This is a genomic window from Streptomyces sp. NPDC026575 (assembly GCF_055567415.1).
This window is the reverse complement of sequence record NZ_JBVHQM010000001.1, coordinates 280,778-296,332: the sequence shown is the minus strand read 5'-3', so window position 1 is coordinate 296,332 and position 15,555 is coordinate 280,778. Positions and strand designations below refer to the sequence as shown.

General features: G+C 70.9%; 13 protein-coding genes. 4 read left to right on the top strand and 9 right to left on the bottom strand.

Going from position 1 to position 15,555, the window contains the following annotated elements; all coding sequences use genetic code 11:
- Nucleotides 1-144: 144 nt before the first annotated feature.
- A complete protein-coding gene (locus ACZ4NB_RS01355) occupies nucleotides 145-2,118 on the top strand; it encodes an ABC transporter permease (RefSeq protein WP_467657531.1) in 1,974 nt (657 codons plus the stop codon).
- Between the two features lie 3 nt (nucleotides 2,119-2,121).
- Here ACZ4NB_RS01355 and ACZ4NB_RS01350 read toward each other — a convergent pair whose 3' ends face one another.
- From ACZ4NB_RS01350 to ACZ4NB_RS01315, 8 genes are all read right to left on the bottom strand, one after another.
- Nucleotides 2,122-2,571 carry a nitroreductase family deazaflavin-dependent oxidoreductase gene (locus tag ACZ4NB_RS01350; protein WP_467657529.1) on the bottom strand — a complete coding sequence of 150 codons (450 nt, stop codon included), beginning with the start codon at nucleotides 2,569-2,571 and terminating at the stop codon, nucleotides 2,122-2,124.
- 284 nt (nucleotides 2,572-2,855) lie between these two features.
- Nucleotides 2,856-4,310 carry a SulP family inorganic anion transporter gene (locus tag ACZ4NB_RS01345; protein WP_467657528.1) on the bottom strand — a complete coding sequence of 485 codons (1,455 nt, stop codon included), beginning with the start codon at nucleotides 4,308-4,310 and terminating at the stop codon, nucleotides 2,856-2,858.
- A gap of 17 nt (nucleotides 4,311-4,327) precedes the next feature.
- Entirely contained in the window at nucleotides 4,328-4,930 is a 603-nt protein-coding gene (locus ACZ4NB_RS01340) for a carbonic anhydrase (RefSeq protein ID WP_467657527.1), read from the bottom strand.
- Nucleotides 4,931-5,023: 93 nt separating this feature from the next.
- Nucleotides 5,024-5,440 carry a hypothetical protein gene (locus ACZ4NB_RS01335; RefSeq protein WP_467657526.1) on the bottom strand — a complete coding sequence of 139 codons (417 nt, stop codon included), beginning with the start codon at nucleotides 5,438-5,440 and terminating at the stop codon, nucleotides 5,024-5,026.
- A gap of 169 nt (nucleotides 5,441-5,609) precedes the next feature.
- Nucleotides 5,610-6,917, bottom strand: coding sequence for an MFS transporter (locus ACZ4NB_RS01330; protein ID WP_467657524.1), 1,308 nt, complete (start codon nucleotides 6,915-6,917; stop codon nucleotides 5,610-5,612).
- A gap of 42 nt (nucleotides 6,918-6,959) precedes the next feature.
- A complete protein-coding gene (locus tag ACZ4NB_RS01325) occupies nucleotides 6,960-7,472 on the bottom strand; it encodes a glycine-rich domain-containing protein (protein ID WP_467657523.1) in 513 nt (170 codons plus the stop codon).
- A 45-nt stretch (nucleotides 7,473-7,517) separates the two neighbouring features.
- Nucleotides 7,518-8,756 carry a hypothetical protein gene (locus ACZ4NB_RS01320; RefSeq protein WP_467657522.1) on the bottom strand — a complete coding sequence of 413 codons (1,239 nt, stop codon included), beginning with the start codon at nucleotides 8,754-8,756 and terminating at the stop codon, nucleotides 7,518-7,520.
- Nucleotides 8,757-8,880: 124 nt separating this feature from the next.
- Nucleotides 8,881-9,036: a hypothetical protein gene (locus ACZ4NB_RS01315; protein WP_018091721.1), complete on the bottom strand. Its 156-nt coding sequence runs from the start codon at nucleotides 9,034-9,036 to the stop codon at nucleotides 8,881-8,883.
- Nucleotides 9,037-9,453: 417 nt separating this feature from the next.
- Here ACZ4NB_RS01315 and ACZ4NB_RS01310 point away from each other — a divergent pair, with 417 nt between their 5' ends.
- The gene (locus ACZ4NB_RS01310) at nucleotides 9,454-11,184 is read left to right on the top strand and encodes a hydrogenase maturation protein (RefSeq protein ID WP_467657520.1); all 1,731 of its coding nucleotides are present in this window, start codon (nucleotides 9,454-9,456) and stop codon (nucleotides 11,182-11,184) included.
- Nucleotides 11,185-11,269: 85 nt separating this feature from the next.
- Here the strand turns inward: ACZ4NB_RS01310 and ACZ4NB_RS01305 are convergent, their stop codons facing one another.
- Complete coding sequence (locus tag ACZ4NB_RS01305) at nucleotides 11,270-11,809, bottom strand: winged helix-turn-helix domain-containing protein (protein WP_467657519.1); 540 nt, start codon at nucleotides 11,807-11,809, stop codon at nucleotides 11,270-11,272.
- Nucleotides 11,810-12,838: 1,029 nt separating this feature from the next.
- On the opposite strand from ACZ4NB_RS01305, the gene ACZ4NB_RS01300 reads away from it, so the two are divergent.
- Nucleotides 12,839-13,795, top strand: a complete 957-nt coding sequence (locus tag ACZ4NB_RS01300) for a hypothetical protein (protein ID WP_467657518.1) — start codon at nucleotides 12,839-12,841, stop codon at nucleotides 13,793-13,795.
- Between the two features lie 255 nt (nucleotides 13,796-14,050).
- Nucleotides 14,051-15,502, top strand: coding sequence for an amino acid permease (locus ACZ4NB_RS01295; protein ID WP_467657516.1), 1,452 nt, complete (start codon nucleotides 14,051-14,053; stop codon nucleotides 15,500-15,502).
- Nucleotides 15,503-15,555: the final 53 nt, after the last annotated feature.

Below are 15,555 nucleotides of genomic sequence, written 5' to 3'. Positions count from 1 at the left end.
TGTACACAAAAGACATAGCACAGGAGGTGAAGGGACTGGTTTTCTCGGGGTAGGGAGCGAACCCCCCCCCTCACACGCCGCCGTTCGAGGTGGCTCATGCCGTCCGCTCGGCCCCGACTCCAGGAACCGTCCCAGGAACCCCCGATGACACGCCTTCGCATTCCGGCCGCGCGCCCGGCGGGCAGGCGCCGCGCGCCCGGCACCCGTACGCCCGTCGCGCTGGCGGTGCCCGCGCTCGTCGCCGTCGCGTTCCTGCTGATGCCGCTCGTCGGCATCCTCGCCCGGACCTCCTGGAGCGAGCTGGGCACCCATCTGACCAGCCCGGGTGTCACCGAAGCGCTCAGCCTCTCGCTGCTGGTCTCCTTCTGGGCGCTGGGGCTCTCGCTGCTGCTGGGCGTGCCGCTGGCCTGGCTGCTGGCCCGGGTCGGCTTTCCCGGCAAGGCGCTGGTCCGCTCGCTGGTGCTGCTGCCGATGGTGCTGCCGCCGACCGTCGGCGGTGTCGCCCTGCTCCTCGGCTTCGGCCGCCGCGGCGTCCTCGGCCCCTGGCTGGAGGACACCTTCGGCATCGTGCTGCCGTTCCACACCTCGGGCGCCGTCGTCGCCGCCACCTTCGTCGCGATGCCGTTCCTCGTCATCAGCCTGGAGGGCACGCTCGCCGGCCTGCGCCCCCGTTACGAGGAGACCGCGGCCTCCCTGGGCGCCTCGCCGGTCCGGGTCTTCTGCACCGTCACCCTGCCCATGGTCGCCCCCGGCCTCGCCGCCGGGGCCGCGCTGACCTGGGCCCGTGCGCTCGGCGAGTTCGGCGCCACGATCACCTTCGCCGGCAATCTGCCCGGCACCACCCAGACCCTGCCGCTCCAGGTCTATCTGCTGCTCCAGGACTCCCCGGAGGCCGCCACCTCGGTCTCGCTGCTGCTGCTCGTCATCGCCATGGCCGTGCTGATCGGCCTGCGCGGCCGCTGGACCGGTGCCGGCACCGACCGCCCGGCCCGCGAGGTGCGGGCCGCCGAGGACACCGACCTCCCGGCCCCGACCGCCCCCGCCGGTGAGCCGCTCGCCGCCCCGCCCGCCCCCGACCGGGAACGCTGGCCGCTGCACGCCGACGTCACCGGCTTCAACCGGCTGACCCTGGAGGCCGAGCCGGGCACCACCATCGCCGTCGTCGGCCCGAACGGAGCCGGCAAGACCACTCTGCTGCGCGCCCTGCTCGGCCTCACCCCGCGCGCCCACGCCGCGCTGCGCCTCGGCGACACCGACGTCAGCGCGCTGCCCCCGCACCGCCGTGGCGTCGCCTGGGTCCCCCAGGACGGCGCGCTCTTCCCGCATCTGAGCGCCCTGAGCAACACGGCATACGGGCTGCGCGCCCACGGCGCCGCCCGCGCCGAGGCCCGCCGCGCCGCACAGCAGTGGCTCGACCGGCTCGGCGTGGGCCATCTCGCGCACCGCAGGCCCGCCCAGCTCTCCGGCGGGCAGGCCCAACGGGTCGCGCTGGCCAGGGCGCTGGCCGCCCGGCCTCGTCTGCTGCTGCTCGACGAGCCGCTCGCCGCGCTCGACCAGACCACCCGTGCCCATGTCCGCCACACCCTGCGCAGCCATCTCGCGGGCTTCGGCGGCGTCTGCCTGATCGTCACCCACGACCCGGTCGAGGCGGTTTCGCTCGCCGACCGCGTCCTCGTCCTCGACGACGGCCGAGCCCTCCAGGACGCCCCGCCCGCCGAGGTCACCCGCCATCCGCGCTCCCCCTGGGTCGCGCGGATGCTGGGCCGCAACGCCTGGCCGGGCGTCGCCACCGACGACGGTCTCGGGCTCGACGACGGCGGCCGCCTCGTCGTCGCCGACCCCCTCCCGGAGGGCTCCCGGGCGCTGGCGATCATCGCCCCGGAGGCCGTGTCGGTCCACCTCGACAAGCCCGCGGGCAGCCCCCGCAACATCTGGCCCGGGACCGTACGGGAGATCACCTCCGCGGGCAGCCGGCTGCGGGTACTGGTCACCTCGCACCAGGCCCCGGATCTGGTGGCCGAGATCACCCCATCGGCCGCCCTCGAACTCGGCCTCGCCGACGGGGTGTCCGTATGGACCAGCGTCAAGGCCACCGAGGTCTCGCTCGTGACGCTCTGAGGATCAGCGGTGCGGTGCGGCCGCCGGCTCCAGCACGAAGACCGGGATCACCCGGTCCGTCTTCCGCTGGTAGTCGTCGTAGTCCGGGTACGCCTCGACCGCGCGCCCCCACCACAGCGCCTTCTCCTCGCCGCTCACCTCGCGCGCCGTCATGTCCTGGCGCACCGGGCCGTCCTGGAGCTCCACCCGGGGGTCCGCCACGATGTTGTGGTACCAGACCGGGTGCTGGGGCGCACCGCCCATGGAGGCCACCACGGCGTAGCTGCCGCCGTGCTCCACCCGCATCAGCGGGCTCTTGCGGATCTTTCCGCTCTTCGCTCCCCGGGTGGTGAGGACGACGACGGGCATCCCGCGCAGCGTGGTGCCCTCCGTGCCGCCCGAGCGCTCGTACAGTTCGACCTGATCGCGCACCCACTGCGCCGGACTCGGTTCGTACTCACCCTGAAGAGGCATGCTGTCCGTCCCATCTGCCAAGACACGAGCGGTGACCGGTGCCCTACCGACCGATCACCGTCGACCGGTTTGTGGTCACCGGCGGGCGGTCGGTGCTCGCCGGTGATCGCCTGACCTTCGCTCAACAATCAAGGCGGGCACAATCATCCCGGCCCCGCCGCCGTGTCCTGAACGCGCCGTCCGTCGCGCCCTACCACGGGCCGGGCCGCCGCCCTACGGTCTCGCGCATGCCGCGCCGTCCCGGCCCGCCGCACCTCGACGGCGCGGCGGGCCGGGACCCGTGGTCAGGACACCAGCTCCACCGTCCGACGGCTACGGCGGTGCTGCTCCTCCCAGTTCGTCAGCGCGGCGCCGCAGGCGTGGTCGAGATGGCGCAGTCCGCTCAGGTCGAGCCGCACATCGCGGTCGGCGGGCAGCGCGTCGAGCTGGTCGAGGATCTTCGGCAGCCGCAGGAACGTGGCGTTGCCGACGGCCCGTACCAGCACCGGCTCGTCCTCGTCGGCCGGGGTGTCGACCTCCAGGTGGACATGGGAGGTCTCCCAGGCCGTCTTCACGACGGCCAACAGCAGACCGATCAGGACGCCCTCGAACATGTTCACCGTGACGATCGCGAGGGCGGTGACCAGCAGCACGACCGCCTCACCGCGGTGTTCGCGCCACAGCGGCCGCAGCGAGCGCACCGGGATGAGCTTGCAGCCCGAGTACACCAGGACGCCGGCCAGCGCGGCCAGCGGCACCACGCCCAGCGCCGCCGGGAACGCCGCGGCGAACACCAGCAGCCAGACCCCGTGCAGCACCCGGGAGACCTTGGTCCTCGCACCCGCGTGGACGTTGGCGGCGCTGCGCACGATGACCGCGGTCATCGGCAGCGCACCGAGCACACCGCACACGGCGTTGCCCGCGCCCTGGGCCATCAGCTCCTTGTCGTAGTCGGTCTTCGGCCCGTCGTGGAGCCGGTCGACGGCGGCGGCGCTGAAGAGGGACTCGGCCGATGCGATCAACGCGAAGGCCAGCACCGTGCCGATCACCCCGATGTCGGCGAGCCGGCCCAGGTCGGCGAGGCCGGGCGGCTGGATCGCGTCCAGCAGCCCGCTGACCTCGACCCGGGCGACCGGCAGGTCCAGCACCCAGACCGTGGTGGTGGCGAGCGCCACCGCGGCCAGCGGCGCCGGCAGGATCCGTGCCGCGCGCCGCCAGCGGGGCCACAGCACCAGGACGGCGATGGTGCCGGCGCCGATGGCGAAGGCGCTCAGCGCGGTCTGGGACCGTACGGTGTCGGCGACCAGGCCCGGCAGCGAGCCGATGTTGGCCAGCCCGCTGCCCGGCGCCTTGGCGTCGGTGAGGGCGTAGAGCTGTCCGGCGATCAGCACCAGTCCGATGCCGGCCAGCATGCCCTGGACGACGGCCACCGAGATCGCCCGGAACCAGCGCCCCAACTTCAGGGCGCCCATGGCCAGTTGCAGCGCGCCGGCGGCCAGTACCAGCGCGCCCAGCGCGCCGACGCCGTACTCCTTGACGGCTTCGAAGACCAGCACCGTCAGGCCCGCGGCCGGGCCGCTGACCTGCAGGCTGCTGCCGGGGAGCAGACCGGTGAGCAGTCCGCCGACGATACCCGTGACGAGTCCCAGCTCGGCCGGTACACCGGACGCGACCGCCACGCCCACGCACAGCGGGACGGCCACCAGGAAGACGACGAGCGAGGCGGTGAAATCCGCCCGGAAGGAGGTGAGTTGCTTCATGAGGGACACCTGCGCCTTCACAGCGGGAGGAACAGGTCGGAGGCCGGATGGTGGGCGGCCACCATGCCGGTGTGGACTTCGTAGAACCAGCCGTGCAGGTTCACTTCGCCGGCGGCCAGCCGCTCCTGGACGCAGGGGTAGCCGCGCAGTCGGTCGAGCTGTTCGCGCACATGCTGCTGGACCGCGGCCGAGACGGTCGGCTCCGCGTCGTCGGGCAGCTGGTCGGAGAGCTGCTGCGCCAGCCAGTCGCGGACCGCGGGCGCACCGGTCAGGTCCTCGCCGCGGGCCTTGGCGCCGACCGCGCCGCAGTGCGAGTGACCGCACACCACGATGTCGGCCACCTGCAGCACGCGCATCGCGTACTCGATGGTGGCGGCCTCCGCGCAGGCCGCCATGCCGTCCTGGTAGGTGGGGACGGCGTTACCGGCCGTCCGCAGTTCGAACAGTTCGCCGGGCCGCGCGCCGGTGATCAGGGACGGCACGACACGGGAGTCGGAGCAGGTGATGAAGAGGGCGAGGGGCGACTGTCCGGCCGCGAGCCGGCCGTAGGTCTCCTGTTCCTCGCGCCGGTCGGCGATACGGGCCATCAGGCCCCGGGCATGCTGAATGAAGGTCTCCACTGGGAGGTCTCCTGCTGATGAGGGGTGCCACTGTGGGGTGGTGGCGGATACATGCGAGGTGCGGGATGGTGCGGCAGACCGCCACGACCGCCCTCAGCAGCGGAAGACGCAGTGCAGGACGGGGAGTCTCTCCGGTCTCGACGCGGCCTTGGTCGAGCTGTGTGCGAGGGCGGGGTCGGTCTCCTCGGCGCCGTGGCGCAGCCGGTCGACGTTGACGTGGGGCAGCGGTCGGCCGCCGTGCCGGGGGACCCCGACGCTGGTGTGCGCGGAGCCGCGGGCCTTACCGCGCTCGTTCTCGCGCTTGGTCTTTTCCTCGGTGGTGTCGCCGGCCGGCTGGGCGGACTTGGTGCCCGCGGGCTGGCCGGTTTTTGCGGCGGCAAGTGCGTTCACGCCGACGGCCGTTGACGCGCCACCGAGCAGGACGGCCAGGATCACGGCGAGGACGGCCAGCGGGAAGCGGCACGCGCGCAGCGCCGGTGTGCAGGGTATGCCGGTGCCCTTCCGTCGCATCGCGCCCCCGTGGATCGTCCACACGACCAAAACGTCCCCCAATAGTGCAGCACATAGGTTTCCCGCGTGCTAACAAGAAATGACGCCAAGTTTCAAGACATTCATGGATGTTGCGGCCGGTGCCGGAAGTGACGCTCGGATGCCCGCCTGCCGTCGATTCCGGCCGGATTCAGGCCCGTTCCGTCTCCGTACGCGGTGCCGCGGTGGCCGAAACGGTGACCGCGGGCCGTCTGGCGGCCCAGGCGACGAGGGGCACGATCGCCAGGGCGAGGATTCCGCCGGACAGCGCCAGCGTCGGGAACCCCCCGGCCACCACGATCAGCCCCGAGGATGCGCCGCCGGCCGCGCCGGCGACGGCTATGCCGACATCCACAAGCCCCTGCGCCGCGGCCCGGTTGGCGGGCGGCAGTGCGTCGGTGACGATGGCGGTGCCGCTGACCAGGCCGAAGTTCCAGCCGAGACCGAGCAGCACCAGCGCCGCGGCGAGCGCGGGCACGGAGTGCGGGGACGCCGTTGCCGCGAGGACCCCGGCCGCCAGCAGGGTCACCCCGGACGCGGCGGCGGTCCACAGCCGGCCGACCCGGTCGACGAGCAGCCCGGTCAGGGGCGACGGCAGGAACATCGCGCCGACGTGGAGGGCGATGACGAACCCGGCCTCTTGGGTGCCGTGCCCGTGGGCGCGCATGTGCACGGGGGTCATCGTCATGATCGCGATCATGACGAGCTGGGTGAGGACCATGACCAGCGTGCCCATGACCACCCGCCCGCGCTGCGGGGGGCGGGCCCCTGAGGCGTCTTCGGACCCCGGAGCGCCGTCGGCTCCCTGGGGCGCCTTCTCGGCCAGCGCCTGGGCCAGCCGGAGCGGATCGGGGCGCAGCAGGACGGCGAGGGCGATCGCGGCCGCGCCGAACGCCGCGGTGGCCAGCATGAACGGCCCGGCGAGGCGCGGGACGCCCCAGGAGTGCGCGAGCCGGCCGGTCAGCGTGACCAGGTTGGGGCCGACCACCGCGCCGAGCGTGGTGGCGAAGAGCACCGTGCTCACCGCGCGGCCGCGGCGCGCGGGGGAGGCCAGATCCGCTCCCGCGTAGCGCGCCATCAGGTTCGTCGCGGTGCCGGCCCCGTACACCAGCAGGCCCAGGAAGAGCAGCGGAGCGCTGTCGACGGCGGCCGCCGCGACGACGCCGAGGCTGCCGAGCGCCCCGGCGCCGTAGCCGAGCGCGAGCCCGGGGCGCCGGCCCCAGCGTCGGCAGATCCGGCCGATGGCCACGGCGCCGAGCGCGGACCCGGCGGTGAACAGCGCACTGGGCACGCCCGCCAGACCGGTCGAGCCGAGCATCTCCTCGGCGAGCAGGGCGCCGACGGTGATTCCCGCGGCGAGTCCCGCACCGCTGAGGATCTGGGAGAAGACCAGCACGGCCAGAATGCGCCGCTGTTCCGGTATGTCGCGCGTGGCTGGTGCGCCGTTCCTCGCCGTCATGGTTCCTTTCCGATCGGGAGGGTGTGTGCTACGGGACAGCCCTTAGGCGGTCGACAAGGGTTCGAGCGCCGCGATGTCCGAGAGGGACAGGTTCACCTGCTGATGCAGGAAGCGCACGATCGTCCAGTGCGGCAGTGCGCCCTCGTCGAACGGGCCGAATTCCCGGCAGTACAAGGGGATCCAGCGCAGGGCCTCTTCGAGCGCCTGCTCCCGGCCCGGCTCCTGTTGGTAGTCCTCATAGGCGATGCTGCGGTGCTCGATGAAGAACCGTCCCGGCAGCCGCTCCTCGCACAGTGCACGGTATTCGCGGGTCTGGAGTATGAGGTAGTGCCATATCTCGTCGATTTCCTGCTCGACCGGCAGGAACAGTCCGCCGAGCTGATCGCGGTATTGGGAGACGAGGTAGAGGTACCGCAGGCATTCGGTGACCTGCCGTGTCACGAACTCGGCGGAGAGTTCCGGGTCCTTGGCGGTGAAATGGTCCACCACCTCGGTGTACAACGCGTCTGTGAGCAGGTCTCTCAGATCGTCGGCGGATATCCGCGGGCTGGTCATGACTCTCCTGTGCGAAGGTGGGTTCGGTCGGGCGTGGTGCGCGGATCAGGCGCCGTCGGCGAGCCAGGCGTACTTTCCCGAGCGCCCGATGGGGATCTGCGCGCGGTGCTCGATCCGGCAGCGCCGTCCGGTCAGTTCGCCGACGCCGTGCTCCAGCGCCGCGGCCTCCGCATCGCCGAGGGGCGCGCCGTTGAAGGTCGTATACGCCAGCAGCGCCTCGGCGTCGCCGGTCAGTCGCAGTTGGTGCACGAAGACCTGCGAGGACGCCTCCCCGATGCACCGGTCGAGATCGCCCTGGGCGACGGGCCCGCGCGGGGTGCTCAGCAATTCCTTCTGGCGGCCGCAGAATTGGACGATCTTCGACGGGTCCGGTGTGCCGTCCACAGTGCGTACGCAGTCGCCGGAGCGGTAGCGGATCAAGGGCATGAACGGATTGCGCACACTGGAGACGATGAGCTCGTAGAGGGTGCTTTCCGGAGCGACCGGGTGGAGTTCGACGCTCATTTTGTCGAGGTGCGGCCAGTAGGTGCCGCGTTGGTCGCTGTAGTAGAGATAGCCGAGCTCGGTGCTGCCGAAGAGGTCGATGACGGGGCAGGCGAAGTGCTGGTGCAGAAAGCGCCGGACGTTGACCGGGGTGTATTCGTAGGCGTGGATGATGCTGGCCGGCGGCGGGAAGTCGTCCCACAGCCCCCATTCACCGACTTTGCGCAGCAGATGCGCCAGGTGGTAGCCGGAGCAGTCGAGGTGGTACCAGCCGCGGGGGTGCGCCTGCCGGGCGGTGCGGATCTCGGCGAGCATCCGCACGACCTCGTCGCGCTCCCAGAGCGCCGGGTCGAGCCGCAGGTTGAGATAGCAGGTGCGCTCGTCGAGCCACCGGTCGTCGAGGGTGGGCACCGGCCGGGGCGGTACGCCGCTGCGGGCGGCGTTGACCCGGGCCACATGCTCCGTCGCCAGCACCGTGGTCAGCGAGACCCGCCGGCAGCCCGACTCCCAGGTGTCGGCGATGTCGGGGTGCTCGCGCCACAGCTGGTAGTAGGAGCGCAGCAGGAAGTACGGGGGCCGGATGATCTGCATCCGGGCGTGGTTGGTGCCCGTGGACAGTACGAATTCGGCCTCGCCGGCTTCCAGGGCGGCGGACAGCCGGGGCGTCATCCAGTTTTCCGGGAAGCCGCGGGCGATCTCCGGCTTGTCGAGTATGGGGAAGTGGCCCTTCGCCAGCGACTCGCGGTAGATGGGGATGTCGCGGATCTGCTCGATGACCTCGGCGGTCGGCTGACCATCCATGGATTCCTCGTCACGGCTCGGAGAACGGTGCCCTCGGGGGCGCATAGGGGCGCGGTGCCCGGAAGGGAGCGGCGGCGAAGAGCGCCGCCGGTGCCCCCTCCCGGGCCCCTCGGCGGATACGGCGTCAGGAGATACAGCCGGCCTTCGGCGTGGCGCTGATGCAGCCGGCCTTGGGCGCCGCGCTGATGCAGCCGTTCTTCGCCGCCTGCTGTGCGGAGTTGGCGGCGAGCCAGTTCTGCCAGACGTTGTCCTGGGCCATCTTCTTGATGAGCTGTTCCATGGGAGACCTCCGGGAAGAGTGCGGAAGACATCGGGGGCGCAGCGCTGACCTGCGCTGATGCCATAGCCATGAAGGTAAAAGTGTTACCAAGTGAATGTCAATCAAAGGCAATGTCGACGCGGGTGGATGCGTGGTCCGTGCGCCAACTTTGGCGAGATTGCGGCGAGTTGATCAACGGCGGGAACCCTATGGCTCGCAGCCGGATCGGCGCCCGAAATTCCCTGCTTCGACTCACTGGGGAGTCGTGATTCCCCTGATGCGGCTACACCCGTATTGCGGCGCATTACCTCCGTATTGCGCCGCACGGCGGACGCCGATCAGGTGACCTGCCGTGCACGTCCCGAGGCCGTCGGTCACCGCGGTGGAACGATCACTACCGGTTACCCGCTCATCGGTCCGGCCCCAGGGGAGTCTGCTGTGCGAATTCTGCTCATCGCCGGCGCGTTCAACAGCCTCACACAGCGCGTCCACGCCGAACTCGGCGACGGCGGACACCAGGTGCGGGTGGAGCTGGTGACCCGCGAGACCCCGCTGGCGGAGGTCGTACGCCGCCATTCCCCCGAGCTGATCGTGGCGCCGATGCTCAAGACGGCCGTGCCCCGCGAGGTGTGGTCGGCGTACACCTGCCTGATCGTGCACCCCGGTCCCGTCGGCGACCGCGGGCCGTCCTCGGTGGACTGGGCGGTGCACCTGGGCGCGGACCGCTGGGGCGTCACGGTCCTGCAGGCCAACGACGAGATGGACGCCGGCGACATCTGGGCCGCGGTCGACTGCCCCGTCCCCGAGGTGGGCAAGAGCGACCTCTACCGCAACGAGATCGCCGACGCGGCGGTCGAGGCGGTGCTCAGGGCCGTCGACCGGGTGGCGTCCGGCAGCCATCGCCCGCAGCCCCAGGACGCCCTGCCCGACACCGCGAAGCCCGGCCGCCCCCGGCCGCCGCTGCGCCAGGACCAGCGCCGGATCGACTGGCACCGCGACCCCACCGACACCGTCGTACGCACCCTGCGCGCCGCCGACTCCCGGCCCGGCGTACGGGACGAACTGCTCGGCGACACCTGGTTCTTGCACGGCGGCCACCCGGAGGACACCCTGACCGGCCGACCGGGCGAACTGCTCGCCACCCGATGTGGCGCGATCTGCCGGGCGACGGCCGACGGGGCGGTGTGGATCCCGCAGCTGCGTCCGCCGCGCCGCCCGGGGGAGCCCGGTACCTTCACCCTGCCCGCCACGCTCGCGCTCGGCGACCGCCTCCCGCCGCTTCCCGAGATCCCGGCCCCGCTCGGCCCCGGCGACGGCCCCCGCACCTGGGCCGACATCCGCTACCGCGAGGACGGCCCGGCCGGATTCCTGGAGTTCTCCTTCCCGGGCGGCGCCATGAGCACCGACCACTGCCGGCGCCTGCTGGCCGCCTACCGCCACGCCTGCACCCGGCCCACGTCCGTACTGGTCCTCGGCGGCCGCCGGGACTTCTTCTCCAACGGCATCCATCTGAACGTCATCGAGGCCGCCGCCGACCCGGCCGAGGAGTCCTGGGCCAACATCAACGCCATGGACGACCTGGTGCACACCGTCCTGACCACCACCGACCGGCTGGTGGTCGCCGCGCTGGGCGGCAACGCCGCGGCCGGCGGGGCGATGCTGGCACTGGCCGCCGACGAGGTGTGGTGCCGCTCGGCGGCGGTGCTCAACCCGCACTACCGGCTGATGGGCCTCTACGGTTCGGAGTACTGGACCTACACCCTGCCCGGCCGGGCGGGCTCCGAGGTGGCCGGGCAACTCACCGCACGCGCCCTGCCGATCACCGCCGCGGCCGGGCAGCGGCTCGGACTGGTGGACCGGATCATCGACTGCGGCCCCCAGGAATTCGCGCCCCGGACCGCGCATCTGGCGGCCCGGCTGGCGTCCTCGCCCGCGGTCCAGGCGCGCATCGCCGGTAAGAAGGCCACGCGGGAGCGCGACGAGGCGCAGCGTCCGCTGGACGCCTACCGCGAGCATGAACTCTCCCGTATGCACCGCATCTTCTTCGACCCGGAGCAGCCCTACCACGCGCTGCGGCGGGCGTTCGTACGCAAGGAGCCCCTGGCCGGCACGCCCTCGCATCTGAACGCTTCCCCGTCAGGACCGGGGGTGGAGCCGTGGTTCGGCTGAGCCCGAAGGCCGGTGGCCGAGGTCCCCTCCCGGCCACCGGCCCCTCGCGCGCACGAGCGGCGTCCGCCGCCCCGCCGACGCCGGGTTATGGGGCGGGCAGGTACTTGTAACCGATGCCGAAGACCGTGCTGATGGAGTCGCGCAGCCCGGGACCCAGGCGCCGGCGCAGCCGGGCGATATGGACATCGACGGTGCGCGTACTGGACTGGCAGCTGGGCCAGACCGCGGCCATCAGCTGCTCCCGGGTGAAGGCGCGCTGGGGGTGCAGTACCAGGTGGGCGAGCAGATCGAATTCCAGCCGCGGCAGGCAGACTTGGCGGCCTCTGATGAAGACCGTCCGGGCCGCGGTGTCGATCTGGATCGGCTCCGGCCGGGGCGCTCGGGCGGCCGGGGCCGGTTCCAAGGCCCCCGGTGGCTCCTCACGCGCGGGTGCCAGAATGATGTGGACCTCGTCCGAGGGCAGCCGGTGCACCGATACGGGTTCCAGGTCGTGCAGGGTCAGTTGCCACTTGCCGTCGGGGAGCCGGTCGACCGCCAGGGGTGGCCCTTCGCCGGGCCCGGCTACTACCGGACGGCCGACGCCGGCCTCCGGTCGCCACGCAAGCGGGGTCGTCGAGGAGTTCATAAACATGATCTGGGCCCATTCCTCTTGCAAAGCAGGCGTGTACGGACAGACATGGCGGTGCTCGACGTTCAAGGTGCGCAGATGCTTCGCGGCAGTCGCGACGCAGTCCGGTGTCGAGGCGGTGGACGGCGAGCAGGCACTTCCGTCGCAGGTGCGCCCAGCGGGGGCGATCGCTCCGTTCGTGCCGTGGGAACGCTCGCGTCCACGCCCGTGGTCGGCCATGACGTGGTGCGATGCCGCGGCCTCCGGTGCAGTCGAACGCTACATGTGATCGAGTGGTTCCGGAAAGTAGCTTCCGCTAATTTCGGTTGCTCTTGAGCCGATTCCGTGTTTGCGCGGAGCCGCGTCGGGCGGCGCAGCGGCATGCCGCGTCGGGGCGGGCCGTTGTTTCCTTCCGTAAGCGCACGGGAAATTGAGGGAACGCTGTCAGATGGCGCTCGCCCGCCCTGACTTCCATGCCGCGCCGCCCAGCCGTCCGGCATGGCTCAAAACCATCTGCCAACTGGTCATGACCCACGGACGGTTGCCAGATGGTCTGTACCTGTGGGGGTGGCCGTGGCGGGGTCGCGGCAGGTGTCCGGCCGGCCGTCTGGCGCGCACTGTGCGACGGGGTCGCCCGGTGGCCGCGTCCGGTCGGCGCGAGCGTCGCCCCGGGGGCTCATTCCGGCCTTCACCGGCCCCTGGTTCGCGCCCAAACCGGGGAAGCGGAGGGTGATTCGGTGGTTGATGTCCGCTTGTGAAGTGCTTGTGAAGGTGTGAATATGCCAAAGAAATGACCTGCGGTGTCACGGGTGCTCGGCGGGCGGCAAAGCGGAGGGCTCCGGGAGGTCGGCCGGAAAGTGGTTTCCTTTTCAATTTCATCGCGGCGAAACGGTGCGGAACCAGATATTCCAGACGACTGTTTTCGCAATGAGTTGAGGGTGAGTAGGGTGTGCCCCGCTGTCACTTGACCGGTGGCGGGATCCAGTTGAATTCGGCGCGGCTGGAATGCGGTGTGGGGGATGACGCCTTCGTGACCGGGAGGGGACCATGGCGGCCGGCTCTTTCGAGGGGCAGTACGTATGGAGTCCGGCGGCCGACGACCGGGCGCTGGCGCGGGCGTGCATGGACGTCAGAGCCGGCCGGTACCTGAGCGCGCACGACGTGCTGAAGGAGGCCCGGGAGGACTTCGAAGTACGCGCCCACCGCTCGCTCGTCCTGGCGTCCGTGGCCGCCGACTCGGACCTGGCGGAGCGCTGGCTGGCCGAAGAACCGGGGCCGGAGGCGGCGCTGCTGTGGGCGCGGGTGGCGATGCTGCGCGCCCTGCGCATGGCCGATGCCGGCGACCGCAGGCAGGGCGCGCTGACCCGGATCGCGCAGACGGCGTGCGAGCGCGCGGCGAAGGAACTGCCCAAGGACCCCACCCCCTGGGTCGCCCAGCTGGCACTGGCCCGGCTCGACCGCCACCAGGACCCCGCGCCGCAGGGGCTGCTGACCGCGCCGACCGGTCCGTGGTACCTCTTCGCCCACATCCTCCGGCTGGCCCCCTGGCACCGGGAGGCGCACCACCGCTTCCTGTCGTTCTTCTTCACCCGCTACGGCGGTTCGTCCGGCGCGAGCTGGGACGTCGCCGCGTTCCTGAGCCAGCGGGCCCCGGCCCACTCGCCGCTGCGGTTGCTGCCGCTGGTGGCGCTGGTCGAGGAGTACAACCCGTCCGCCCTGCTCGCGGACCGCACATGGGAGCAGCCCCAGTGGATCAGCACCGCCATGGGCATCTACCGCAACTGGCTGCCGCGGGTCGCCGATTACCGCTTCACGCCGGTCCTGGACCTGGCGTACCTGGCGCATGCGCTGTTCATGGCGAAACGTGAATTCGAGGCACGGGAGGTCTTCACGGCGATGGGTCCCTATGCCTCACGCATGCCCTGGAGCGCGTTCGGCGATCCGTCCGAGCAGTTGACCAAAGCCAGACGCTCCTGCGGACTGCCCGTACCGCATGATGCCTGAGGGGGTGTGACGGGTGGTGCCGCGGACCGCTTTCCGGAAAGGCTTCGCGCATTTTCGTGGAAACGCTCTCAGATGCCTCCACACCTTCTCCGCATTCGCTCCGAACGTTCGATCCGCTCAACCCGATCAATTCTCCCCCACGAAGTCCCCAGAAAGGTTGCGGTTGTGTCCGAGCGTACCTCTCTCACTCGCTCGAAATCCCCCCATCATCCGTCGAGTCCGGCCACTCTCGATGACGATGCGACACTGCATGCCATGGGTTATCCGCGGAAACTGACCCGCAGATTCCGGGCGTTCGACAATTTCGCCATCTCCTTCACCATCATCAACATCATCTCCGGTATCTTCTCCTCCTTCGGTTTCGGGATGAACGCCGGCGGCCCGCGGGTCCTGATCTTCGGTTGGGTCGCCGTATCGATCATGGTGCTGTTCGTCGGCGCCGCGATGGGCGAGATCGCCTCCGCCTACCCGACCAGCGGCGCGCTCTACTTCTCGGCCGGCAAGCTCGCCAAGCGGCACAAGGGCGCCTGGTCCTGGTACACGGGCTGGCTCAACTTCGTCGGCCAGGTCGGCGGCACGGCCGCCACCAACTTCGCCGCCGCCACCTTCATCCAGGCATTCATCGCCATGCAGTGGCCGTCCTACGAACCGACACCGCAGCAGACGGTCGGCATCACCGCGGCCATCCTGCTCGTCCAGGCGCTGGCGAACACCTATACGGTGCGGCTGGTCGCCTTGGTGAACCGGATTTCGGTGTGGTGGCTGCTGATCGGCCTGGTGGTGATCGTCGGGGCGCTGGCGCTGATTCCCGACCACCATCAACCGCCTTCCTTCGTGGCCCACTTCGTCAACAACACCGGCTTCACCCACGCGATGTACGGCGGAATGCTGGGCCTGCTCGTCACCAGCTGGACCTTCACCGGTTTCGACGGCAGCTTCCACATGTCCGAAGAGACGGTGAAGGCGACGGTCAACGCGCCCAGGGGCATCATGCGGGCCATCACCTGTTCCGCGATCACCGGGCTGATCCTGATGCTCGCCCTGGTCTACGCAATCCGCGACTACGGCCATGCCGCGACCGCCGAAGCGCCGCCGGTGCAGATTCTCATCGACGCGCTCGGGCAAAGCACCGCGAAGTTCCTGTTGTTGATCGTTATCGGCGCGATGCTGTTCTGCGGACTCGCCAACATGACCAGCAATACCCGGCAGATCTTCGCCTTCTCACGGGACGGCGCGATGCCCGGCTCGCGGTGGTGGCATTCGGTCTCCGCGCGCACCCGTACCCCCGTCAAGGCCGTCTGGCTCGCGGCGGCCTGCCCACTGGTGCTGGTGCTGCCCGGTTGGTGGTCGCACACCGCCTTCACCGCCGTGGTGAGCGTCAACGTCGTCGGGCTGTTCCTCGCCTACGCCGTGCCCATCTTCCTGCGGCTGCGGCTGGACGACTTCCAGGCCGGACCGTGGAACCTCGGCCGCTACGGCAAGCCCGTCGCGGCGATCGCGGTGACCTGGATCCTGGTCAGCAATGTGCTGTTCATGCTGCCCCAGGCGTCCCCGATCACCCCCGCCTCGTTCAACTACGCACCCATCGCGCTGGCGGTGGTGCTGGTCATCGCGACGGTGTGGTGGTTCGCCACCGCCCGGCGGCGCTTCCAGGGCCCGGTCAGCTACGGCCGCCCCGACGAGGTCGCGGCCATGGACCTGATCTAAGGGCTGGCCCGTAATCCCTGGCGGCCGCCTTTCCTCCGCGTACGCACCACCCC